The sequence below is a fragment of the Falsiroseomonas frigidaquae genome, from assembly GCF_012163145.1.
In the GTDB taxonomy this organism is placed as follows: Bacteria; Pseudomonadota; Alphaproteobacteria; order Acetobacterales; family Acetobacteraceae; genus Falsiroseomonas; species Falsiroseomonas frigidaquae.
On the sequence record NZ_JAAVTX010000001.1, the window covers coordinates 365,957 to 389,186 of the forward strand.

A 23,230-nucleotide genomic window follows, 5' to 3' on the forward strand; every position below is an offset into this window, starting at 1 on the left:
GCATGGAAACCGACATGCTGCTGCCCGAGGATGAAGACCACCTCCGCCACGCCTTCCGGCTGGCCGGCGAGGCCCGCGCCCGCGGCGACCGCCCCTTCTCCGCCGTGATCGTGGCGGAGGACGGCACCATCCTGGCGGAGGGCCTGTCCACCCAGGGCAGCGGCGGCGGCGGGACGCTGGCGCATAGCGAGATGAATGCCTGCCAGGCGGTGATCTCGGCCGGTGTGCCGCGGCCCCGGCTGCGGCGCGCCACCATTTATTCCTCCGGCGAGCCCTGCGCGATGTGCGCGGCGGCCATCTTCTACACCGGCATCGGCCGGGTGGTTTACGGCCTGTCCGCGGCCGCCATCCTGCAGCTGCGCAACGCCCAGCCGCACACCGCGGGCCTCGGCCTGTCCTGCCGCGCGGTGCTGGAGACGGCGGCGGAGGCGGTGGAGGTGGTGGGCCCGGCGCTGGAGGCGGAAGGCGCGGTCCCGCACCAGGGCTATTGGACCGAGGGCGCCGCCTGAGATCGCAATCTTCCACGCCTTCTTCACCGATGCCCGGTTGATCCGGATTACAGAAACTCCATATGATGCGGCATCGCGGACGTTTTCCACCCTCGTCCGCCAGGAGGATTCTCTGACCATGGCTCTCGGTCCCGACAACCGCTTCCGGACGGGCGCGTCGGCCTGGACCCAGCCCGCTGGGCGGTCCGCGGGCGTGGACGCCGCCGCGCTGGATGCAGGCCTGCGCGCCTACATGCTGCGGGTCTACAACTGGATGGCTTCCGGCCTCGCGCTGACCGGCATCGTCGCCTATTTCATCGCCTCCAACCCGGATATCGCCAGCCTGTTCTACCAGGTGGTCCGCACGCCGCGCGGCAACGCGACAGCGCCGACCATCCTGGGCTGGGCCGCGATGTTCGCGCCGCTGGCCTTCATCCTGGTGCTGAGCTTCGGCATCAACCGGATGAGCAAGACCAGCGCACAGGCCTTGTTCTGGGCGTTCTGCGCCGTGATGGGCGCGTCGATGTCCAACATCTTCGCGATCTACACCGGCGCCTCCATCGCCAGCACCTTCTTCATCACGGCCGGCATGTTCGCGGCGATCAGCCTGTACGGCTACACCACGAAGGCGGACCTGACGAAGCTGGGCAGCTTCATGCTGATGGGCCTGATCGGCATCATCATCGCCGGCCTGGTGAACATGTTCCTGCAGAGCTCCGCCCTGCAATTCGCCATCAGCGTGATCGGCGTCGTCGTCTTCGTCGGCCTCACCGCCTACGACACGCAGCGGATCAAGGGCGACTACATCGAGCACGCCTACGCCGAAGGCTCGGATGAGGCCGGCAAGCGCAGCGTCTTCGATGCGCTCGGCCTGTACCTGAACTTCGTCAACCTGTTCCAGCTGCTGCTGCAGTTCATGGGCGTGCGCCAGAACAGCGACTGACGGGCGACAAGCCAGACCAAGCCACGCGGCGCGCAATCCGGAAGGGTTGCGCGCCGCTTCCGTTTCGGACGCTTCCGTCCCGGGGTCCGGCGGTGGTATGGAAGCAGCGTGCGCCTCCGCCCCGCCCTTACCCGGCTGCTGGTCCTGCTGCTGCTGCTGCAGTGGGGCACAGCCTTCGGCCATTGCCTGAAGCTGGCCGCGCCCCAGGGCGGGGTGCAGGGCGGCGTGCTGCACATGGATATCTGCACGCCCGAGGGGCTGCGCAGCATGTCCCTGGTGCTGGACCAGGATGACCGGACGCCGCAGGACCATGCCGCCGGCATGCTCTGCCCGCTCTGCGGTGGGGTCGGTGGTGCGGCGCTGCCGCCGCCGCCGGTCGCGCTGGTGCCGCCCCTGCTGCTGGTGCAGACGGCGCCGCCGCAGACGCCGAGCACGCCCAACCCGGCGCCTCCGCCGCGCTGCCAGCCACCGCCGAGGGCCCCGCCGACCTCCTGAAGCCACCGGATGACCCTCCATGGATTCAGGAAGATACGCATGTTCAAGATCACGATGGCCGCGCTGGCGGCGGCCGGCACGGCGCTCGCCGGCTTGCCGGCCGCCGCCCATGTCACGCTGGAATCGCAGCAGGCCGCTCCCAACAGCTACTACCGCGCCACCTTCCGCGTCCCGCATGGCTGCGAAGGCGCCCCCACCATCCGCTTCACCGTGCAGGTGCCGGAAGGCGTGACGGTGGCACAGCCGATGCCGAAGCCGGGCTGGACGCTGCGGACGACCCAGCGCGGGGAAGCCGCCGGCGGCCATGGCGCCAGCGCCCCGCTCGCCGAGATCATCTGGGAAGGCGGCTCCCTGGAAAGCGCGCATTACGACGAATTCGTCGTCCGCATGCGGCTGCCCAACACGCCAGGCGAGTTGCTCTACATCCCCGTGGTGCAGGATTGCCCGGACGGCAAGCAGGCCGCCTGGACCGAGATCCCGCAGCCCGGCCGCCGCATCACCGACTACCGCATGCCCGCGCCCGCCCTGCGGCTGCTGCCGCGCAACTGAGGACCGGACGATGAACCAGACCCGCCGATTCCTGCCCCTCGCCGCCGCTGCGGTGGCCACCGGCAGCCTGCTCTCCTCCCGCCGCGCCGCCGCCTGCGATGCGGAGGCGATGGAGGCGCACCTCACCGCCGTCTGCGACGGGGCGCTGGCCCCGGCGCGGGCGGCGCTGGAAGCCGCCATGCCGCACGCCACCCCGGCCGAGACCATGGCGATGCAGCGCGCGCTGACCATCGCCAACGCCACCTGCACCACGGGCGACCCGGTGGCCGGCGCGCGTATCGCCGCCAACCTGGCCCGCCTGGCCGGGCGCATCGAGGGCCGCGCCGGGGTCAGCCCGGACAGCCTCGAAATGCTGGGCTGAGGGGCGCCTGATGACTGGATTCTCCCGCCGCGCCGGCCTCGGCGCGCTGCTCAGCCTTTGCGCCGGCCTCGGCGCGACCCCCGCCCAGGCCCAGGCCCAGGCCCAGGGCCACGACCATGGCCCGATCCAGGCCGAGGCAGGCTGGAGCCGCGCCGCCGGCGCCGGCCGGGTCGGCGCCGGGTTCATCACGCTGCGCAACAGCGGTGCGGCGGACCGGCTGGTCGCCGCCCGGGCCGAGATCGCCCGCACGGTGGAACTGCATACGCATCTCCATGAGAACGGCGTGATGCGGATGCGGCCGGTGGAGGCGATCGACCTGCCGGCCAATGGCGCGGTGACGCTGGAGCCGGGCGGGCTGCACATCATGCTGATCGACCTGCAGCAGCCGCTGAACCGCGGCGATACGGTGCCCATCACCCTGGTCTTCGAGAAGGCCGGGGAGGTTCAGGCGCAGCTCGCCGTGCAATCCGCCGGCGCCCGCGGCCCCGCGGCGGCGGGTGGCGGCCACCGCCACTGACGAAGCGCCTTGCCCATGCTGTGATGCGACCTCATCGAAAGGAAGCCACGGCATGGGCAAGCGCATCGACCCCGCCACCATCCTGCCGCTCATCGGCACATCCTACCCGGTGCCGCATGACGAGCCCTGCGGGGCGCGGGAACGCCGGCGCCTCGGCGACGCGGCCGGCCTGACGCAGTTCGGCGTCAACCTGCTGCGCCTGCCGCCCGGCGCCTGGTCCAGCCAGCGGCACTGGCACAAGGGCTCGGACGAATTCGTCTTCGTCGTGCAGGGGGAGGTGACCCTGGTGACCGATGCCGGGGAGGAAGTGCTGCGCGCCGGAGACGCCGCGGGCTTCAAGGCCGGCGACCCGGATGGCCACCATCTCCGCAACCTGTCGGGCGCCGAGGCGCTGGTGCTGGAGATCGGCAGCCGCATCGATGGCGACGATGCCACCTACAGCGACATCGACATGCTGGCGCCGCCCTTCGACCAGCCCGCCATGTACACGCGCAAGGACGGCACGCCGCTGGTGCCCTCAAGGTAGGGCACGGATGGCCGGGCGGCGCGGGCCGGTGTAGGTCCGCGGCGTGCCCCTCCTCGCCCTCGCCTTCCTGGCCTTCATCGGCCTCGGCCTGCCGGACCCGATGCCGGGCAGCCTGTGGCCGGAGCTGCGGCCCTTCTTCGATGTGCCGAATGCGGGACTCGGCCTGATCCTGGCGGTGACGGCCGGCGGCTATGTGCTGGCCGGGCTGTTCACCGCGCAGCTGATGCAGGCCTTCGGCATCGGCTGGCTGCTGGTGGCCAGCCTGGCAGCCACCTCCGCCGCCGCGCTGCTGCAATCCGCCGCGCCGCCCTTCGCCGGCTTCGTCGCGCTGGCGGTGCTGGCGGGTGCCGGCGGCGGCGCGGTGGATGCGGCGATGAACGCCTTCGCCGCGGCCCGCTTCCAGCCGCGCCACATGAACTGGCTGCACGGCTTCTGGGGGGTGGGCGCCACGCTGGGCCCGGCCGTCGCCGCGGCGCTGCTGGCGGTGGGCTTCGGCTGGCAGGCGGGCTACCTGGCGGTGGGGCTGGCACTGGCGGCGCTGACCCTGGCCTTCCTGGCAACCCGGCGGCGCTGGCAGGGCAGCGCCCCGGCCGATGGCCCGCGCCACAACGCCTGGACCGTGCTGCGGAACCCGCTGGCACGGCTGCAGGTGGCGGTCTTCTTTCTCTACACCGGGCTGGAAGCCGCCGCCGGCCAATGGGCCGCCACCATCCTGACCGCCGCGCGCGGCGCCACCCCGGCGGAGGGTGCGGCGGCGGCCACGCTGTTCTTCGCGGCGCTGACCGGCGGGCGCATCGGTCTCGGCTTCGTGGTGGACCGGATCGGGCCGGACCGCCTGCTGCGGCTGCTGGCGCCGGTGGCAGTGCTGGCCATGCTCGGCTTCGCCAGTGGCGTGGCCGACCTTCCGGCGCTGGCGCTGCTGGCGGTGGCGCTGGCGCCGATCTACCCCACCTTGATGGCCCGCACCCCGGCGCGGCTCGGCGCCGCCGCGGCGGTGCAGGCGGTGGGCTTGCAGGTCTCGGCCGCGACGCTCGGCGTGGCGGTGGTGCCGGCGGCGATGGGGCTGGCGGCCGATCTCGGCGGCGCGGCGCTGGTACCCTGGCTGCTGGCGGTGCTGGCGGCGGGCGTTGCCGGGCTGATCTGGCGGTTGCCGGTGAAGCGATGATCCGCCACCTGGCCCTGCTGCTGCTGGCCGCGCTTCCGGCCCAGGCCCAGCTTCCGGGCGTGGCCGACAGCGTGGCGCGCCGGCCCGTGACGGTGGCGGAGGCGCCCTGGTCCAGCCTGGTGCGGGTGCAATCCGAGGCCGGCGGCCGCTGCACCGGCGTTCTGATCGCGCCCGACCGGGTGCTGACCGCGGCGCATTGCCTGGTGGCGCGACTGACACGGCGGATGCTGCAGCCGGGCCGGGTGCATGTGCTGGCCGGCTATGACCGTGGCAGCTTCTCGGCCCATGCGACCGCCGTCGCGCTGCGGATCGGCCCGGGCTTCCGGCCGGAGACCAGCGGGCCGATCGGCGCCGACTGGGCGGTGCTGAGCCTCGCCACCCCCCTGCCCGGCCCGGTGCTGCCGCTGGCGACGCAGCTTCCGGCTGCCGGCAGCGCGGCGATGCTGGGCGGCTGGCAGCAGGACCGCGCCCATGCGCTGCTGGCCGATACGGCATGCCAGGTGCAGCGCGCGGTGCGCGATGCGGAAGGCCGCCTGCTGCTGCGGCATGGCTGCGCCGCCACGCGCGGCGTCTCCGGCGGGCCGCTGCTCGTCCGGCAGGGCGAAGGCTGGGCGGTGATGGGCGTGGCGGTCGGCGCGACGTCCGGGGCACGGGGCGGGCTGGCGGTGGCGGTACCCGGTTTGGATCTGGGCCTGGATCTGGGCCCGAATCTGGGCCCGAATCTGGGCACCGAGTAGCTCAGGCGGCGCGGGTGCCGGCCGGATGGGTTCCCGCGGGCTGCTGGCCGATCAGGCCCAGCTTCCGCAGCAGCGTGTCCCGCTGCACCGGCTTGCCAAGGTAGTCATCCATCCCCGCCTCGCGGCACTGCCGTTCGAATTCCGGGCCGACGGCGGCGGTCAGGCCGATGATGCGGGCGTTGCGGTTGGGGCCGGGCTGGGCGCGGATGGTGCGGGTCGCCTCCAGCCCATCCATCACCGGCATCTGCAGGTCCATCAGGATGAAGTCGTACAACTCGCCCCGGCCGGCGGCGACGGCCTGCGCGCCGTCCCCGGCCACATCCACCGCCGCCCCGGCCCGGGACAGGATGGTCCGCATCACCAGCTGGTTGGTCGGGTTGTCCTCCACCAGCAGGATGCGGACCTGCGGGCCCTCCGGCTCAGGCGCCGGCGGCGGCTCGGCCGGCACCGGTTCGGCGCGGCGCGGCGCCAGCGCCAGCAGCAGCGCGTCGCGCAGCCGCGTCGGCAGGGCCGGCTTCAGCAGCAGCCCATCCAGCACCCCCTGGCCGGATGCCTGGCTACTTCCCTGGGTGCTGCCTTGGGCGGCACGCGGATCGGCGGAGCCGGAGGCACACAGCAGCAGGCGCGGCTGGCCGAAGGCGTCCCATTCCTGGCGGATGCGCCGCGCCAGGGCCAGGCCGTCGCCATCCGGCAATTGCCCGTCCAGGACCGCGGCCTCGAAGGGCCGGCCCTGGCTGGCGGCGGCGCGCAGCGCGGCCAGCGCGGTGCCACCATCGGAGACAGCCGCCGCCTCCGCCCCCATGCCGGCCAGCTGGCGCACCAGGATCTCCCGGTTCAGCGGCAGGTCGTCCACCACCAGGATGCGGCGACCGGCGAGGCCGGTCAGCGGCTGCTGGTCGCCCTCCACCCGGCCGATCTTGACGGTGAAGCGGAACACGCTGCCGCCGCCGTTGCGGACCCCGGCCAGCCGCGGCACCGCCTCGATGCCGCCGCCCATCTCCTCCGCCAGCCGCTTGCAGATGGCGAGCCCCAGGCCGGTGCCGCCGTATTTGCGACGGATCGAGGCATCGGCCTGGGTGAAGCGCTCGAACAGATGCGCGATCTTGTCGCGCTCGAGGCCGATCCCGGTATCGGAGACGGAGGCGCGAAGCCGCCAGTAATCCAGCTCCGCCTCCACCGAGATCGCCACCTGGATCCAGCCGGTCTCGGTGAACTTCACCGCATTGCCGACCAGGTTGAACAGCATCTGCCGGATGCGGCCGGGGTCGCCCAGCACCCGCGAAGGCAGGTCGGGCGACAGCGCGCAGACCAGCTCCACCCCCTTGGCGGCGGCGCGCGGGGCGAAGAGCTCCACGATCGTGGCGATCTCGGCCTCGATGTTGAAGGGCACGGCTTCAAGCTGCAGCGCGCCGGCTTCCAGCTTGGAGAAGTCGAGGATGTCGTTCAGCACCATCATCAGGTGCTCGGCGGAGCCCTGGATGGTTTCCGCGTAGCGGCGCTGCAGCGGATCCAGCCGCGTATCCAGCAGCAGGCCGGTCATGCCGATCACGCCATTCATCGGCGTGCGGATCTCATGGCTCATCGAGGCCAGGAATTCCTCCTTGGCGCGGGAGGCGGCCACCGCGTGGCGTTCCGATTCGGCCAGCCGCTGGCCCTGCAGCTTCAGCGCCTGCGCCTGGCGCACCAGCAGCCACAGCGCCACCAGCGTGACCACTGCCGCGGCGGCGACGCCGGCGGCCAGCAGGGCGCCCAGTCGGTGCGCGCTGTCCAGCGCATCCTCCCGGTTGCGGGCCACCTCCACCACGAAGGCGCCCTGGCGGGTGACGGCGAAGGAGGCGACGACCTCCACCCGGTCCTGGTCGAGGCCGGACCAGGTGCCGCTTTCCCGCCGCGGCAGGAAGTCGCGGAACATCCAGGAGGAGGAGTTCAGCTCCCCCACCCCATCCGCGCGGCCGTCGGAGCGGGCCAGCAGCAGGCCCTGGAAGGAATGGATGCGGATGATGACGCCGAAGCTCTCGGCATGCCGGCGGGCCACGCCCACCAGGTAGTCCGGGTTGATGATGGCGACCACGGTGCCGAGGAATTCGCCCCGCGCGCCGCGCAGCGCCCTGGCATAGGGAATCGCGTAGAGGCCGCCGGCATGGCCGATCGCCCGCCCGGAGGGGCCGAGGTAGCGCCCCGCCTCCGGCGCGCCGAGCCGCACGGCCTGGCCGCCGAAGCGCAGCAGCCTGAACCATTCGCGGTCCGCCACCGAGGCTTCCCGCAGCCCGTCGACCGAGCTGGAGACGATGAAGCCCTGCGCATCCGTCACCAGCAGGGCGCGCATCTGCGGCACGTCACGGATGCGGCTGGCCACCTGACGGGCGACCGCGGCGGGATCCAGCTCCGTCAGCCGGTCGGTGGCGTCCAGCAGCACGAGGTCCACTGTCTGCATGGCGCGGGTGAGCTGGTCCGCCAAGCCGGCGGCACCACCTTGAGTCAAACGTTCCGCATCCGATAAGGCGTCCTGCTGGCCCCGGTGCATGAGGATGCTGTAGATGCCAAGGAGACATAGGGCCACTAGCCCGACAGCGGCCGCAAAAAGCAGCCATGGACGCGGCTCGGACGGGCGCGGAGCGCCTAGTCCGAGCGAACGCCGCAAGGCGGAACGGAGTTGGGTGATGCGAGGGACCATCTTTTCGACAGCGCTTATCGTCTTTTTTGTCTTAATTTGCGAGCGCGGAGACGGGGCTCGGGCACAAATTCCATATCCGCGCCCGAATTTGTTGGACGAAGCACCCGTGATGCGGGTCCAGCTCACTCTCCCTTCCACCCAGACGGGACGCCTCCAGGCCATCCGGACGCGCGGCGAACTGCTGGTCTGTATCTGGCCGGAATATTTCGCCATCTCCTACCGGAACCCGCGCAACGGGGAGATGGAGGGACTCGACATCGACATGGCGCGGGCGCTGGCGACCCGACTCGAGGTCGGGCTCGGCTTCCATGAGACGAATTTCGGTGCGTTCATGGACCGGATCGAGGATGGCAGCTGCGACATCGCCATGATGGGGGTGGGCGTGACGCCGGCGCGCGCCCTGCGAGTCGCCTTCTCCAAGCCCTACATGGCCAGCGCCGTCTATGCGGTGACCACCCGCACCAACACCCGCATCCAGGCCTGGCGGGACATCGACCAGCCGGGGACGGTGGTGGCGGTCGCCGCCGGCACGGTGATGGAACCGCTGATGCGCGAGACGCTGCGCAATGCGGAGCTGATGGTGGTGGCGCCGCCGCGCACCCGGGAAGGCGAGATCCTGTCCGGCCGCGCCGATGTCTTCATGTCGGACTACCCCTACACCCGCCGGATGGTGCTGATGCATGACTGGGCGCGGGTGATCGACCCGCCCGGCCGCTTCGGCGACACGCTCTATGCCTATGCGCTGCCGCGCAACGACCAGGCGTGGCTGAACGAGGTGAACGCCTTCCTCGAGCGGACCCGCGTCGATGGCAACCTGACGCGCGCGGCGGAACGGCATGGGCTGACCGCCATCATGCTGCCGTGACCCGGGGCCTCGCGCCCCTCCACATGTCAGCCGCCCTTACGCAGGGGCGGCTTTTGGGCTAACCCGCCTTCGCCATGCGCCAATTCCTGGATTTCGAAAAACCCATCGCCGAACTCGAAGGCAAGATCGAGGAGCTGCGCCGCACGACGGACGCCGGCGGCATCGACGTGGCCGAGGAGGTCGGCAAGCTGCGCGACAAGGCGCACAAGCTGCTCCAGACCACCTATGCCAAGCTGACGCCCTGGCAGAAGGCGCAGATCGCCCGCCACCCGGAACGCCCGCACACCAGCGACTACATCGCCGGCCTGATCGAGGACTTTCTTCCGCTGGCCGGCGACCGGGCCTTCGCCGATGACTCGGCCGTGCTCGGCGGCATGGGGCGGTTCCGCGGCCGGGCGGTGATGGTGATCGGCACGGAACGCGGGCACGACACCGAAAGCCGCGTGAAGCACAATTTCGGCATGGCGCGGCCGGAGGGCTACCGCAAGGCGCGCCGGCTGATGGAACTCGCCGGGCGCTTCGGCCTGCCGATCCTGTCCTTCGTCGATACCGCCGGCGCCTTCCCGGGAATCGAGGCGGAGGCGCGCGGCCAGGCGGAAGCCATCGCCCGCGCCATCGAGGCCGGGCTCGACGCCCCGGTGCCCTTCATCGCCACCATCATCGGCGAGGGCGGATCGGGCGGAGCCATCGCGCTGGCCGCGGCCGACCGCGTCCTGATGCTGGAGCATTCCATCTATTCCGTGATCTCGCCGGAGGGCTGCGCCAGCATCCTGTGGCGCGACGCCGCCCAGGCGGCGACGGCGGCCGAGGCGCTGCGCCTGACGGCGGAGGATCTGCGCAAGCTGGCATTGGTGGATGCCGTGGTGGCGGAGCCGCTGGGCGGCGCGCATCGCGATGCCCCGGCGATGCTGGCGGCCGTATCCCGCCAGGTCTGGGACAGCCTGGAGCCGCTGCTGGCGCTGGATGGCGCCACGCTGCGCGCACGTCGGCGCGAGAAGTTCCTCGAGATGGGCCGCGCGGGGGTCGTCTGACCGCCCGGCCGGTGGTTTGATCGCCGGCAGATGACGCCTCCCCCCGACAGCAGTTCCCCGCCGCCCGGCGCCAGCGGCGCCAGCGGCGCCAAGCCGCCAGACGCCCAGCCGCCCGCCACGACCGTCTCGCCGGCGGAGCTGCGGCGGCTGTTCTTCCGTGTCTTTCCCGCGGTGGCGCTGGCGATGTTCGGCGCCGCGCTGGACCAGACCATCGTCGCTGCATCGCTGCCCGCCATCGCCCGCAGCCTGGGCGATGTGGAGCGGATCTCCTGGGTGGTGGTGCTGTACCTGGTGGCCAACACCGTCGCCGCGCCGGTCTATGGGCGACTCGGCGATGCCTTCGGGCGGCAGCGCATGCTGCTGGTGGCGCTCGCCGTCTATGCCACCGGCGCCACCCTGTGTGCCTTCGCCGGATCGCTTTCCACCCTGGCGGCCGCCCGCGTGGTGCAGGGCTTCGGCGGTGGCGGGCTGATCAGCCTGTCCGTCGCCCTGATCGCGGAGGTGGTGCCGGCGCGCGAACGCGGGCGCTTCCAGGCCTACATAGCTGCCGTCTTCACCACCGCCAGCGCGCTCGGGCCGGTGCTGGGCGGGGTGATGGCGGAGTATTTCGGCTGGCGCAGCATCTTCATGCTGCAACTGCCACTCTCCTGCCTGGCGGCGTGGCTCGCGGTGACCCGGCTGGGCAATTCGGCGCGCGGATCCTCGAAGGGCTTCAGCTTCGACTGGTGGGGGCTGGTGCTGTTCGCCGTCTTCGTCGGCCCGGCCCTACTGGCGCTGGACCAGGCAAGGCGGCTTGCGGCCGGGCCGCTGGCGGTGGCCGCGGTGCTGGCCATGGTGGCGGGCCTGGCGCTGTGGCTGCTGCTGCGGCAGGAACGCCGGGCGCCGCACCCGCTGCTGCCGCTGAACCTGCTGGGCAACGCCACGGTCTGGCGCGCCAACCTCATGTCCTCCTGCGTCGCCGGCGCCTTCGTCGGCACCATCGCCTTCCTGCCGATCTATTTCGTCGCGGTGCGCGGCCTGTCCGCGGCCTCCGCGGGGCTGGCGCTGCTGCCGCTATCGGCCTGCGCCGGCTTCGGGGCCATCACCTCCGGCACGCTGCTGGCGCGCACCGGGCATCTGATGCGCTGGCCGGGCATCGGGCTGAGCATGTCGGGCACGCTGCTGGTGGTGGTGACGCTGGGGCTCGGGCAGTTGCCGCTGGTCGCCATGGCGGGGCTGCTCGGCCTTGTCTCGATGGGCTTCGGCATGTCCTTCCCCATGGTGCAGGTGGCGGTTCAGGTGGCGGCCGGGCCGAAGCTGCTGGGGTCTGCGACCGCCTCCGTGCAGTTCACCCGCTCGCTCGGCGCGGCGACCGGCACGGCGCTGCTGGGGGCGGTGCTGTTCGGCGCGCTGACGCTGCAGGGCGAGGAGGCGACGCGGCTGTTCGTGGCGCTGGTGAACCAGGGGCCGGCGGCGCTGGCCACACTGGATCCGCTGGCGGAAGCGGTGTTCCGGGGGCAGATGACCACGGCCTTCCGGGCCAGCTTCGCGACGGCCGCCGCGCTGGTCCTGTTCGGCGCCTGGATGTCCACGCGGGTGCCGCTGCGGCGGGTGTGACCGCCTTCACCGGCCGGATGGTTCTCCCAGAACGCGCCGCAACACGCGCCCCACCTCCTCCGCCGAGTAGGGCTTGTGGACCAGGGGGAAGCCGTGATCGTTCTCCTGGACCAGGACATGGCTGTAGCCGGAGGTCAGCACCACCGGCAGGTCGGGAAGCTGGCTACGCAGGAGGCGGGCAAGCTCCACGCCTCCCAGACCCGGCATGACGACGTCCGAGAAAACGGCCTGGAAGCCATCTCCATCCTGGCCGAGACGTTCCAGAGCCTCCTCGGCCGAGGTCACCCAGATGGCCTTGTAGCCAAGGTCCTCCAGGATCTGCGTGCAGAACCCGCCGACTTCCAGATTGTCCTCCACCACAAGCACGGATTCGCCGAAGCCGGTCGGCGCGATGCTCGAGGCGTCCTGACGCTCGGCAAGTTGCGCGGGATTGACCTTCGGCAGGTAGAGGGTGAAGGTCGAACCTTTCCCGACCTCGCTCTGGACTTCCACGTCACCGCCGGACTGCTTGGTGAAGCCGATCACCTGGGACAGGCCGAGACCCGTGCCCTTGCCCACGTCCTTGGTGGTGAAGAACGGTTCGAAGATGTGGTCGATCACCTGGGGCGGGATGCCCGCACCGGTATCGATGACGGACACCGCGGCAAACCGCCTGGATGACCCCGCATGGCCCCGGATGGGTGGCAGGGATGCGCCGCAATGAAGACGCAGGATCACGCGCCCCTCGCCGTTCATTGCGTCGCGGGCGTTGACCACCAGGTTGACGAGTGCCGTCTCGAACTGGCTCAGATCAGCGCGCACGAAGCATGGCTGCTCAGGCAGTTCCAGCTCCACATGGATCCGCGAACCGGTGACGGTCCTGAGCATGTCCACGGTGCCCTGGAGCGTTGTACCGACGTCGAAGACCTCCGGCGTGAGTGTCTGGCGCCGCGCGAAGGCGAGGAGCTGGCCGGTGATCCTGGAGGCGCGCTCCACGGTATCCGAAACCGCCTCGAGGTAACGGGCGCGCCGGTCCTCGGGCAGGCCAGGCCGGCGCAGGAAATCGACCGAGGACCGGATGATGGTGAGCATGTTGTTGAAGTCATGGGCCACGCCGCCCGTGAGCTGGCCCACCGCCTCCATCTTCTGGCTCTGCCGCAATGCCTCCTCGGCGGTCATGAGTTCGCGCGTGCGCGCGGCGACCTGTTCCTCCAGCGTCTCATTCAGCCGCTGCAGGGCGGCTTCGGCGTCGCGTCGTGCCGTGACGTCGCTGGCCGTGCCGAACCACTCGATGATGTCGCCCTGCTCGTCGAGCAGCGGCACGGCCCGCGACACTGTCCAGCCCACGCTGCCATCGGCGCGATAGACCCTGTGTTCCAGCTGGAAGAGGCCCTTCGTCCGGATCGCCGCTTCTATGGCGGCCCGTACGCGCGGTTGCTCATCCGCGGGGATGTACTGGGCGAGCCACTCCGGGTTGGTCGAGATGGAATCGGCCAGGAAGGAGCCCCCGGTCAGCTGGCGCATCTCCTTCCAGTCTGCGGTCATCGAGTACAGAACTTCGGAGGAGGCGCTGACCACCGCACGCAGCCGCGCCTCGCTCTCGCGCAGCGTGGTGTTCTGCTCGGCGAGGGACGCATTGGCCTGAAGCAGGTCGCGCTCGGCGATGACCTGGCGTGTCGTCTCCGTGACGACCAGGAAGATGCCGGCGATCCGGCCATGATCGTCCCAGAGCGGGCTGTGACAATGGGTGAAGTAGGCCTCTCTCGGCGCCCCATCCCGGTCGGGGGTGTAGCGGGCATTCTCGACGGAGAAGGACCGGCCGGAGAGCACCTGGTCGAAGATGGGTACCAGCTGGTCCCACATCTCGGACCACCATTCCCGGGCCGGGCGGCCGAGATTGCCGGGGTGCTTGCGACCCAGGCTGGGCGCGTAGGCGTCGTTGTAGAAGGTGATCAGCTCCGGCCCCCAATGGACCATCATCGGAAACGCCGAGCTGAGCACGATCCGAACCGCTGTCTGCAAGGAAAGCGGCCAATTGCGTACCGGACCCAGCGGGTTGCTGGCCCAGTCGATGGCCCTCAGGTGCCTGCCAGCCTCGCCACCTTCCGCGAGGCAAGTCTCATCGAGCATCGATGCCTAGCCTTGCAATGAGCGAACTGACAGGGAGAAACCCGATGGGTTGGCAGAGGAGGGCGCAGCCCTCTCTGCCAACCCGCACACAGATGCGTAGTTCCTGCCTGCCGCCTGACTTTCGGCAGCTCACATTCGTCGCCTACGGGCTTCCTGGCCGCTGCGTGCCCACTTTGCTCGGCGCGCAGTGCTTTTGAAAACGCCGGGATGCCCGAGCCGCGTCAGGCCCGCCCGTGGCAGTGCTTGTATTTCTTCCCCGAGCCACAGGGGCACGGCGCGTTGCGCGGCGTCGCGGCCCAGGTGGCGGGGTCGTTCGGGTCGACCTGCTGGGCGGTCAGCGGCTGGCGCAGCGGCTGCGTCGCGGCGCCATAGCCCGATGGCGGGCCGGCATCGGCGTATTCCAGGTCGTCGATTCCGCCCATGGGGGCATAGGGGTCGGGGTGGCGCATATCCATCACCTGCACCGGCTCCGGCATCGGAGGCGGCGCGTCGGGCCGAATGTCGATGCGCATCAGCACGGTGGTGGTGCGCTCCCGCAGATCCTCCAGCATGCTGTTGAACAGGTTGAAGGCTTCGGATTTGTATTCGTTCAGCGGGTCGCGCTGCCCATAGGCGCGCAGGCCGATGCCCTGGCGCAGATGGTCCAGCGCCAGCAGGTGTTCCTTCCACACCGCGTCGAAGATCTGCAGCAGCAGGGATTTCTCGACCACCCGCATCAGCTCGGGACCGACATTGGCGACGCGGGCGGCGTAGCTTTCCTCCGCCGCCTTGATCAGGCGCTCGCGCACCTGGGTCTCGTCGATGCCTTCCTCGCGCGCCCAATCGGCCACCGGCAGGTCGAGGCCGAGGATGTTCAGCACCTTCTCCTGCAGCCCGGCCAAGTCCCATTGCTCGGGATAGGCGTTTTCCGGGATCGCGGTATCGACCAGGTTGCCGATCGTCTCCCGCCGCATCTCGGCGACCGTCTCCGCCACATCCGGCGCCATCATGAAGGCCTTGCGCTGGGCATAGACCTCCTTGCGCTGGTTGTTCATGACGTCGTCGTATTTCAGCAGGTTCTTCCGCGTGTCGAAGTTGCGGGCCTCGACCTTCTTCTGGGCCTTCTCCAGCGCCTTGTTGATCCAGGGGTGGACGATCGCCTCCCCTTCCTTCAGGCCGAGCTTCTGCAACATGCCGCCCATGCGGTCGCTGCCGAAGATCCGCATCAGGTCGTCTTCGAGCGACAGGAAGAAGCGGCTGGCGCCCGGGTCGCCCTGGCGGCCGGACCGGCCACGCAGCTGGTTGTCGATGCGGCGGCTCTCATGCCGTTCCGTGCCGATCACCAGCAGGCCGCCGGCGGCCTTCACGGCGGGGCGGATGGCTTCGACCTCCGCCTTGTGGCGGGCCAGCGCGGCCTCGTATTCCGGGCTGTCGCTGTTGCCGATCTCGGCGCGGGCCAGCATGTCGGCATTGCCGCCGAGCTGGATGTCGGTACCGCGGCCGGCCATGTTGGTGGCGATGGTGACGGAGCCGGGGCGGCCGGCCTGCGCCACGATGCCGGCTTCCTGTTCGTGGAAGCGGGCGTTCAGCACCTGGTGCGGCACGCCCTTCTGCTTCAGCAGTTCGGAGATCAGCTCCGACTTCTCGATGCTGGTGGTGCCGACCAGGGTGGGCTGGCCACGTTCCCGTGCTTCCGCGATCAGCGCGGCGACCGCCTCGTACTTCTCGCGCGCGGATTTGTAGACCTCGTCATCCGAATCCTGGCGCGCCACCGGCACGTTGGTCGGGATCTCCACCACTTCCAGCTTGTAGATCTCGGCGAACTCATCGGCCTCGGTCGAGGCCGTGCCGGTCATGCCCGCCAGCTTGGGGTACAAGCGAAAGTAGTTCTGGAAGGTGATGGAGGCGAGGGTCTGGTTCTCGGGCTGGACCGTGACGCCTTCCTTGGCTTCCAGCGCCTGGTGCAGGCCTTCCGAGTAGCGGCGGCCTTCCATCATGCGGCCGGTGAACTCGTCGATGATGACGACCTTGTCCTGGCGGACGATGTAGTCGACATCCTTGGTGAACAGCACATGCGCGCGCAGCGACTGGTTGGCGTGGTGCACCAGGGTCACGTTCGCGCTGTCATACAGCGCGCCCTCGGTCAGTAGCCCGGCCTCGGTCAGCGCCGCCTCCAGCGCCTCCGTCCCCGCCTCGATCATGTGGACGGTCTTGAACTTCTCGTCCTTCTCGTAAAGCGAGGTGTCCTTCACCAGCTCCTTCATCACCACGTCGACGCGCTGATACAGGTCGCTGCTATCGTCGGACGGGCCGGAGATGATGAGCGGCGTGCGCGCCTCATCCACCAGGATGCTGTCGACCTCGTCGACGATGGCATAGGCGAAGTCGCGCTGGACCATCTCCTCCAGGCGGTACTTCATGTTGTCGCGCAGGTAGTCGAAGCCGAATTCGTTGTTGGTGCCGTAGGTCACGTCGCAGGCATAGGCGTCCCGGCGTTCCTCATCCGACTTGCCATGGATGATGGTGCCGGTGCTCAGGCCAAGGAAGCCGTACAGCTTGCCCATCCATTCCGCGTCGCGGCTGGCCAGGTAGTCGTTCACGGTCACCACATGCACGCCCTTGGCGGGCAGCGCGTTCAGGTACACCGGCAGGGTGGCGACCAGGGTCTTGCCCTCGCCGGTCTTCATCTCGGCGATGCGGCCATCATGCAGCACCATGCCGCCGATCATCTGCACGTCGAAATGCCGCATGCCGAGGATGCGCTTCGCACCCTCCCGCACCGTGGCGAAGGCCTCCGGCAGGATGTCGTCCAGCGTGCGGCCGGCGGCCAGCTGGGCGCGGAATTCCGCGGTCTTGCCGCGCAACGCCTCATCCGACAGCGCGGCGAGTGCGGGCTCCAGCGCATTGATGGAGGGAACCCGCGCCTGGAAGCGCTTCAGCGCCCGGTCATTGGTGGTGCCGATGAAGGCGCGGACAAGGCGTTGGAACATCTGCGAAAGCTGTCTCCGACCCGCACTGAGAAGACCAGCAGCGTCACGGGGATCGCGCCCGGGCGTCGGGGGCGCAAGGCCCAATTCGGGCTGGGGCGCGAGGCCGGAGAGATAGGCGCCCGGCCCTGCCGCGTCAACGAGAGCGGCCGGATTGCCCGCCGCGCCTGCTCCACCGCCTTGTGGCGCCCCCCTTCATCGGCCATCTTCGCGCGCCAATGACGAGAATCCCCCCGATGCGCCGCCCGGCCTCGCTGCTTGCAACCCTGCTGATTTCCACGGCGCTGGCCGGCTCGGCGCTGGCCCAGGCGCCCGCCGCGCCCGCGTCTCCCGCGGTTTCCGACCCGGTGCTGGCCCGCGTCGACGGTGCCGAGATCCGCATGTCGGAGCTGCAATCCGAGGCGCAGCGCCTGCCGGAGGAATTGCGCGCCATGCCGGCGCCCATGCTGATGCCGCTGCTGCTGGACCAGCTCATCACCCAGAAGGCGATCACCGCCGCGGCCCGCGCCCAGGGCCTGGCGAACGACCCGGAGGTGCAGGCCCGCCTGCGCCGGGCGGAGGATGAGGCGCTGCAGCAGGCCCTGATCACCCGCGCCGTGGCGCCGCGGATGACGGAGGAGGCGCTGCGCGCCCGCTACCAGACCGAGATCGCCGGCCGCCCGCCGGAGGAGGAGGTGCGCGCCCGCCACATCCTGGTGCCCACTGAGGCGGAGGCGCGCACCGCGCTGGCCGAGGCGCGCCGCCCGGATGCCGATTTCGCCGAGGTCGCCCGCCGCCGCTCCACCGGCCCGGGGTCCCGCGAAGGCGGCGACCTGGGCTTCTTCAAGCGCGCCGACATGATCCCGGAATTCGCCACCGCCGCCTTCGCCATGCAGCCCGGCCAGATCTCGGAAGCTCCGGTGCGGACCCAGTTCGGCTGGCATGTCATCAAGGTCGAGGAACGCCGCGCCGCGCCGCCGCCGCCCTTCGAGGAAGCCCGCGAGGCCCTGCGCCAGCGCGCCTTCGAGGAAGCGGTGACCGCCGAGGTGGAGCGTATCCGTGGTGCCGCCAGCATCGAGCGCTTCGCCATGGACGGCAGCCCCCTGCCCGCCCCGGCCGCACCGTCCCTGCTGGATGGCGCCGCACCGCCCGCCGCCCCCGCTCAACCCCGCCGCTGAAAAGACCACCGACCATGGCTGGCAAGGATCTTCCCGTCTCCCCGCTCGCTCTGCCGCTGCCGGAGATGCCCCCGGTGGCCGGGGTGCGCCTCGGCTCCGGTCGCGCCGAAATCCGCTACAAGGCGCGCGAGGATGTGACGATGATGGTCTTCCCCGCGGGGACCAGCGTGGCCGGCGTCTTCACCAAGAACAAATGCCCCGGCGCGCCGATCGACTGGTGCCGGGCCGCGCTGAAGGGCGGCAAGGCCCGCGCCCTGGTGGTCACCGCCGGCAATTCCAACGTCTTCACGGGCAAGGCCGGCCGTCAGACCTGCAGCGACACCGCGAAGGCGATGGCGGAACTGGCCGGCTGCAAGCCGAACGAGGTCTTTCTGGCCTCCACCGGCGTCATTGGCGAAAAACTGCCGACCGAGAAGCTGGTCGCCGCCCTGCCGCCGCTGTTCGGCAAGCTGGACGACAATGGCTGGGCCGGCGCCGCCAGCGCCATCATGACCACCGACACCTTCCCGAAGGGCGCCACCCGCACGGCGCAGATCGGCGACACCACGGTGACGGTCAGCGGCATCGCCAAGGGCAGCGGCATGATCGCCCCCGACATGGCGACCATGCTGTGCTTCCTGGCAACCGACGCCAAGGTGCCGGCCGCCGCCCTGCAGGCGATCCTCGCCAAGGGCAGCCAGAAATCCTTCAACTGCGTGACGGTGGATAGCGACACCTCCACCAGCGACACCGTGCTGCTGTTTGCCACCGGAAGCGCGAAGCACAAGCGCGTGCCGGCCGAGGGCGGGCCGGTGCTGAAGGATTTCACCCGCGCGGTGCATGAGGTTCTGATGGACCTGGCGCTGATGGTGGCCCGCGACGGCGAGGGCGCCCAGAAGCTGATCCGCATCGACGTGACCGGCGCCGTGTCCAACAAATCCGCGCACCGCATCGCGATGTGCATCGCCAATTCACCGCTGGTGAAGACCGCGATCGCCGGCGAGGACGCCAATTGGGGCCGCATCGTCATGGCCGTGGGCAAGGCCGGCGAACCCGCCGACCGCGACCTGCTCTCGGTCGGCATCGGCGGCACCTGGATGGCGCGCGAAGGTGGCGTGGTGCCGGGCTATGACGAGACGCCCGTCATCGCCCATATGAAGGGGCGCGAGGTGGAAATCGCGGTGGATTTGGCGCTCGGACGCGGCAAGGCGACCGCTTGGACCTGCGACCTGACGCATGGCTATATCGACATCAACGGTGCGTATCGTTCCTGATTTCAGCAAAGACACGCCCTTCGCGCCGCTACGAACCGACCGCCTGACGCTGCGGCCGCTGCGGCCGGAGGATGCGGCGGAACTGCACCGCCTGGTGAATGACTGGGAAGTGGCGAAGACCCTCGCCCGGGTGCCCTTCCCCTATCCGCGTGCGTTGGCCGATGAATGGATCGCCTCCACCCAGGCGCAGCTGGCCGATGGCAGCGCCTGGCACCTGGCCATCACTGGCCTGGAGCAGGCCGGCGAACCGGCGGAGCGGGAGGTGCTGGTGGGCTGCATCGGCCTGACCCGTCACGCGACGAAGCGGGAGGCGGAGCTCGGCTACTGGATCGGCCGCCGCTACTGGGGCCATGGCGTCGGGCCAGAAGCCGCCGCGCGGCTTTCCAGCTGGGCGCTGGCCAATCTGGAGCTGGACCGGCTGGTCGCCTCCGCGCTGATCGAGAACACCCGCAGCCAGGCGGTGCTGAAGCGCATCGGCTTCCGCGAAACCGGGGAAGGCGTGCGGGATTTCGTGGCGCGCGGCGGCACCATGCCCGTCAAGCTGTTCGAGATGACCCGCGCCGACCTGCCCGCCACCATCGCCGAGGCCGCCCCGGTTCTCGAAGGCCCGGCACGCCACATCCTGCTGGTCGCTGCATGCGCGCTGATCGACCCCGATGGCCGCGTGCTGCTGGCCCGCCGGCCGGAAGGCAAGCCGATGGCCGGGCTTTGGGAATTCCCCGGCGGCAAGGTGCATGCGGGGGAAACGCCGGAGGCCGCGCTGATCCGCGAATTGCGGGAGGAGCTGGGGATCGACGTGGCGGAAAGCTGCCTCGCGCCCTTCACCTTCGCCAGCCATCCGCTGGGCGAGCGCCACCTGGTGATGCCATTGTACCTGTGCCGCCGCTGGGAAGGCCGGGTGCAGCCGCTGGAGGGCCAGGCGCTGGCCTGGGTGCGTCCGGCCAAGCTGGCGGACTACGCCATGCCACCCGCCGACAAGCCGCTGGTCGCGCTGCTGCGGGATTTCCTGTAACCGGCCAACCTGCATCCGCCACACGCTGGGACATCCGCCGATGAACTCGCCCGATCCCGTGCCCAACCCCGGCCCCAACCCCATTGGCTGCCTGCTGGTGATAGGCAACGAGGTGCTGTCCGGCCGCACCAAGGACGCCAACATCAACTTCCTGGCGACCCGCCTGGGCGAGATCGGCATTCCCCTGCGCGAGGTCCGCATCATTCCCGATGTGCGCGCCACCATCATCGAGACGCTGAACGAGGTCCGGCAGAAATACGACCACGTCTTCACCACCGGCGGCATCGGCCCGACGCATGACGACATCACCAGCGAATGCGTCGCCGCCGCCTTCGGCGTGCCCTGGGAACCGCAGCCGGAGGCCTGGGCGCGGATGGAACGGCACTACAAGCCGGGCGATTTCAACGCTGCCCGGCAGCGCATGGCGACCATGCCGCGCGGCGCCACGCTGATCGACAACGCCATCTCCATCGCGCCGGGCTTCACCATCGGCAATGTCCATGTGCTGGCCGGGGTGCCGCGGATCATGCAGGCGATGTTCGAATCCCTGGCGCCCACCCTGGCCGGCGGCCCGCCCATCGCGTCGCGCGCGGTGCATGCGGATGGCGTGATGGAAGGCCGCATCGCGGAAGGGCTGGCGGCGATCCAGGCGCGCTGGCCGCAGCTGGATATCGGCAGCTATCCCTATTACCGCATGGGCGGCGGCGGCGTGGCGCTGGTCGCCAAGGGGTCGGATGCCGATGCGGTGGAGGAGGCGGCGCGGGCCATCACCGTGCTGCTGCGTGCCATGGGCAGCCAGCCGGTGCAGGGTGAACCCCCGGTCTGAGGCGGCCTGCCCAATCAGCTCGATCCGACGGCGCACACACCATTGCGAGATTTCCGACCACACCCATCTGCCTTTCCAGCTTCCTGACCCTCCACAGGGCGCGACGATGCGGGGGCGGGATCGTCCCCGCCGCGTCGAGATGCCGATAGGAACCCAGCCTTGAACATCCAGACCCCCGCAAGCCGCCTCGGCCCCGTCCAACCCGGCAATACGCCCCGCCCGACGCGGGAGGAAGCCGAGGCCGCCGTGCGCACGCTGCTGCTCTGGGCCGGCGACGATCCGACGCGCGAAGGCCTGGTGGACACCCCCGCCCGCGTCGCCCGGGCCTATGGCGAGTTCTTCTCGGGCTATGAGGTGGACCCGGTGGACCTGCTGGCGCGGTCCTTCGAGGAGACCGACGGCTACGACGAGATGGTGGTGCTGCGCGACATCCGCCTGGAAAGCCATTGCGAGCACCACCTGGTGCCGATCATCGGCAAGGCGCACATCGCCTACATCCCCGATGGCCGCGTCGTCGGCATCTCGAAGCTCGCCCGGGTGCTGGAATCCTACGCCAAGCGCCTGCAGATCCAGGAAAAGCTGACGGCGCAGGTGGCGAACACCATCGACCAGGTGCTGAAGCCGAAGGGCGTCGCCGTGGTGATCGAGGCGCAGCACCAGTGCATGACGACCCGCGGCATCCACAAGCCCGGCGTGTCCATGGTGACCAGCCGCATGCTCGGCGCCTTCCGCGACGATGCGGCGACGCGGCGCGAATTCATGGCGATGCTCGCTGCACCGCGCGCCAGCGCGGAGGCCTGAGCGGCAGCCTCCTGCCCTGCGGCCGCCATTGGCGGCCGAGGCCGCGAATGCGGCCCGCCTGCAATCAGGCGAGCCAAGGCCCCGGCGGGGCCGCCCGGCGCTTGAGGGCAAGGCTACTCAAGCAAAGGCTTCCGCCTCCACCTCGAAGACGAAGCGCGGGTCGGCCAGGCCGGCGACGATCAGCAGGGTGCTGCACGGGCAGATCGGCCCCATCACGGCATCCCGCTGCGCCCGGAAGGCCGGGATCAGCGCACGGTCTGTCAGGAACACGCCGAGCTTCACGATATGCTCCGGCGCCATGCCATGCGCCTCCAGGATCGCGCGCAGGTTGCGGAACGCCTGGGCGATCTGGTCCGCGCCTCCCGCGGCCACGGTGCCATCGGGGGCGACACCGATCTGGCCGGAGATCACCAGCCGCCGGCCGGGGCCTTCCACCACGGCGGAATGGGCGTAGCGGGCGCCGGGCGCGTGCACGCCGGGCGGGTTGCTGAAGGTCAGGGTCATGTGCGGGGGGTTGCTCCAGGCAGATCCTCGCGTTCGACCGGCACCGGGGCCGGCGCGGTCGGCGTGGAACCTTCCGCCAGCCAGGCGCGCAGGGTGCGGCGAAGCTGGTATTCGAATTCCACGTTCATCTCCTGCATCGCCTGGCGCACCACATCCTCTGCCGCCTGGCGACGGGTGGCGGGGCTGGCGCCGTCGGCCACCGTCTGCAGGCGCTGCACCTGCGCCTCGACGAAGGCCACGCGGGTGTCGTCGCCGGTCAGGATCTCCACCCGGCAGGCCAGTTCGCAGGTCAGGCGCTCGCCCGGCTCGCCGGCGAACATCCCGCTCAGCCCGCCCTGCTGCGGCAGGGATTGCCGGACGAATCGGGCATTGGTGATGACGAAGCGGGCGCGGCCTTCCGTGCCGATTGGCACCAGCCGCTGTTCCGCCATGCGCCGCAATTCCACATCCGGCCGCACCGGCGCCGGCTCGATCACCTGGATGGCGCCCGGCACCGGCTCCCCGATGCGGATCTCCAGCACGTTCAGCCGTAGCGGAGTCAGGTGGCTGTAGCCGGTGACCAGCGGGCGCAGCGGCGGCAGCGGCTGTTCGGAGGTGGCGCAGGCGGCGGCCAGCAGCGGCAGGGCCTTCAGCAGGTGGCGGCGTTTCGGCATGG

The 23,230-nt window shown here is 70.4% G+C and carries 22 protein-coding genes; 17 read left to right on the plus strand and 5 right to left on the minus strand.

Annotation, left to right across the window (positions count from 1 at the left end; translation table 11 throughout):
* Window positions 1–2 precede the first annotated feature (2 nt).
* From HB662_RS01760 to HB662_RS01800, 9 genes are all read left to right on the plus strand, one after another.
* On the plus strand, window positions 3–509 hold the full coding sequence (locus tag HB662_RS01760) for a nucleoside deaminase (protein WP_168046511.1): 507 nt from the start codon (window positions 3–5) through the stop codon (window positions 507–509).
* 118 nt (window positions 510–627) lie between these two features.
* Window positions 628–1,431 carry a Bax inhibitor-1/YccA family protein gene (locus HB662_RS01765; protein WP_168046513.1) on the plus strand — a complete coding sequence of 268 codons (804 nt, stop codon included), beginning with the start codon at window positions 628–630 and terminating at the stop codon, window positions 1,429–1,431.
* Between the two features lie 108 nt (window positions 1,432–1,539).
* A complete protein-coding gene (locus HB662_RS01770; protein WP_168046515.1) occupies window positions 1,540–1,926 on the plus strand; it encodes a DUF2946 family protein in 387 nt (128 codons plus the stop codon).
* Between the two features lie 39 nt (window positions 1,927–1,965).
* Window positions 1,966–2,475: a YcnI family protein gene (locus HB662_RS01775; RefSeq protein ID WP_168046517.1), complete on the plus strand. Its 510-nt coding sequence runs from the start codon at window positions 1,966–1,968 to the stop codon at window positions 2,473–2,475.
* Between the two features lie 10 nt (window positions 2,476–2,485).
* Window positions 2,486–2,836 (plus strand): hypothetical protein, encoded by a 351-nt coding sequence (locus tag HB662_RS01780; RefSeq protein WP_168046519.1) that lies wholly within the window; start codon window positions 2,486–2,488, stop codon window positions 2,834–2,836.
* A 10-nt stretch (window positions 2,837–2,846) separates the two neighbouring features.
* Window positions 2,847–3,353, plus strand: a complete 507-nt coding sequence (locus tag HB662_RS01785) for a copper chaperone PCu(A)C (RefSeq protein ID WP_168046521.1) — start codon at window positions 2,847–2,849, stop codon at window positions 3,351–3,353.
* A 52-nt stretch (window positions 3,354–3,405) separates the two neighbouring features.
* Window positions 3,406–3,879 (plus strand): cupin domain-containing protein, encoded by a 474-nt coding sequence (locus HB662_RS01790; protein ID WP_168046523.1) that lies wholly within the window; start codon window positions 3,406–3,408, stop codon window positions 3,877–3,879.
* Window positions 3,880–3,922: 43 nt separating this feature from the next.
* Window positions 3,923–5,044 (plus strand): MFS transporter, encoded by a 1,122-nt coding sequence (locus HB662_RS01795; RefSeq protein WP_168046525.1) that lies wholly within the window; start codon window positions 3,923–3,925, stop codon window positions 5,042–5,044.
* Complete coding sequence (locus HB662_RS01800) at window positions 5,041–5,781, plus strand: trypsin-like serine peptidase (RefSeq protein WP_168046527.1); 741 nt, start codon at window positions 5,041–5,043, stop codon at window positions 5,779–5,781. Before HB662_RS01795 ends, HB662_RS01800 begins: the two co-directional genes overlap by 4 nt.
* A 1-nt stretch (window position 5,782) precedes the next feature.
* On the opposite strand, the gene HB662_RS01805 is transcribed toward HB662_RS01800, so the two are convergent.
* The gene (locus HB662_RS01805; protein WP_168046529.1) at window positions 5,783–8,239 is read right to left on the minus strand and encodes a hybrid sensor histidine kinase/response regulator; all 2,457 of its coding nucleotides are present in this window, start codon (window positions 8,237–8,239) and stop codon (window positions 5,783–5,785) included.
* 325 nt (window positions 8,240–8,564) lie between these two features.
* Here HB662_RS01805 and HB662_RS01810 point away from each other — a divergent pair, with 325 nt between their 5' ends.
* The 3 genes from HB662_RS01810 (at window position 8,565) to HB662_RS01820 (ending at window position 11,947) form a co-directional block, all read left to right on the plus strand.
* Window positions 8,565–9,320: a substrate-binding periplasmic protein gene (locus HB662_RS01810; RefSeq protein WP_168046531.1), complete on the plus strand. Its 756-nt coding sequence runs from the start codon at window positions 8,565–8,567 to the stop codon at window positions 9,318–9,320.
* Between the two features lie 74 nt (window positions 9,321–9,394).
* On the plus strand, window positions 9,395–10,351 hold the full coding sequence (locus HB662_RS01815; protein WP_168046533.1) for an acetyl-CoA carboxylase carboxyltransferase subunit alpha: 957 nt from the start codon (window positions 9,395–9,397) through the stop codon (window positions 10,349–10,351).
* A gap of 30 nt (window positions 10,352–10,381) precedes the next feature.
* Window positions 10,382–11,947, plus strand: a complete 1,566-nt coding sequence (locus tag HB662_RS01820; RefSeq protein WP_168046535.1) for an MFS transporter — start codon at window positions 10,382–10,384, stop codon at window positions 11,945–11,947.
* 6 nt (window positions 11,948–11,953) lie between these two features.
* On the opposite strand, the gene HB662_RS01825 is transcribed toward HB662_RS01820, so the two are convergent.
* Together HB662_RS01825 and secA are read right to left on the minus strand one after the other, a co-directional pair.
* The gene (locus HB662_RS01825; protein WP_168046537.1) at window positions 11,954–14,056 is read right to left on the minus strand and encodes a hybrid sensor histidine kinase/response regulator; all 2,103 of its coding nucleotides are present in this window, start codon (window positions 14,054–14,056) and stop codon (window positions 11,954–11,956) included.
* Between the two features lie 221 nt (window positions 14,057–14,277).
* Complete coding sequence (gene secA, locus HB662_RS01830; RefSeq protein WP_168046539.1) at window positions 14,278–17,025, minus strand: preprotein translocase subunit SecA; 2,748 nt, start codon at window positions 17,023–17,025, stop codon at window positions 14,278–14,280.
* Between the two features lie 233 nt (window positions 17,026–17,258).
* On the opposite strand from secA, the gene HB662_RS01835 reads away from it, so the two are divergent.
* The 5 genes from HB662_RS01835 to folE all read left to right on the plus strand — a co-directional run bounded on the left by HB662_RS01835 (window position 17,259) and on the right by folE (window position 22,071).
* Window positions 17,259–18,179 carry a peptidylprolyl isomerase gene (locus HB662_RS01835; protein ID WP_168046541.1) on the plus strand — a complete coding sequence of 307 codons (921 nt, stop codon included), beginning with the start codon at window positions 17,259–17,261 and terminating at the stop codon, window positions 18,177–18,179.
* Between the two features lie 14 nt (window positions 18,180–18,193).
* Window positions 18,194–19,432: a bifunctional glutamate N-acetyltransferase/amino-acid acetyltransferase ArgJ gene (gene argJ, locus HB662_RS01840; RefSeq protein WP_168046543.1), complete on the plus strand. Its 1,239-nt coding sequence runs from the start codon at window positions 18,194–18,196 to the stop codon at window positions 19,430–19,432.
* On the plus strand, window positions 19,395–20,444 hold the full coding sequence (locus HB662_RS29575) for a bifunctional GNAT family N-acetyltransferase/(deoxy)nucleoside triphosphate pyrophosphohydrolase (protein WP_168046545.1): 1,050 nt from the start codon (window positions 19,395–19,397) through the stop codon (window positions 20,442–20,444). Before argJ ends, HB662_RS29575 begins: the two co-directional genes overlap by 38 nt.
* 40 nt (window positions 20,445–20,484) lie before the next feature.
* Window positions 20,485–21,270: a competence/damage-inducible protein A gene (locus HB662_RS01850; protein ID WP_168046547.1), complete on the plus strand. Its 786-nt coding sequence runs from the start codon at window positions 20,485–20,487 to the stop codon at window positions 21,268–21,270.
* 159 nt (window positions 21,271–21,429) lie between these two features.
* Window positions 21,430–22,071 (plus strand): GTP cyclohydrolase I FolE, encoded by a 642-nt coding sequence (gene folE / locus HB662_RS01855; RefSeq protein WP_168046549.1) that lies wholly within the window; start codon window positions 21,430–21,432, stop codon window positions 22,069–22,071.
* Between the two features lie 117 nt (window positions 22,072–22,188).
* On the opposite strand, the gene HB662_RS01860 is transcribed toward folE, so the two are convergent.
* A complete protein-coding gene (locus HB662_RS01860; protein WP_168046551.1) occupies window positions 22,189–22,575 on the minus strand; it encodes a RidA family protein in 387 nt (128 codons plus the stop codon).
* Entirely contained in the window at window positions 22,572–23,228 is a 657-nt protein-coding gene (locus HB662_RS01865) for a hypothetical protein (RefSeq protein WP_168046553.1), read from the minus strand. Before HB662_RS01865 ends, HB662_RS01860 begins: the two co-directional genes overlap by 4 nt.
* Between the last annotated feature and the right edge of the window lie 2 nt (window positions 23,229–23,230).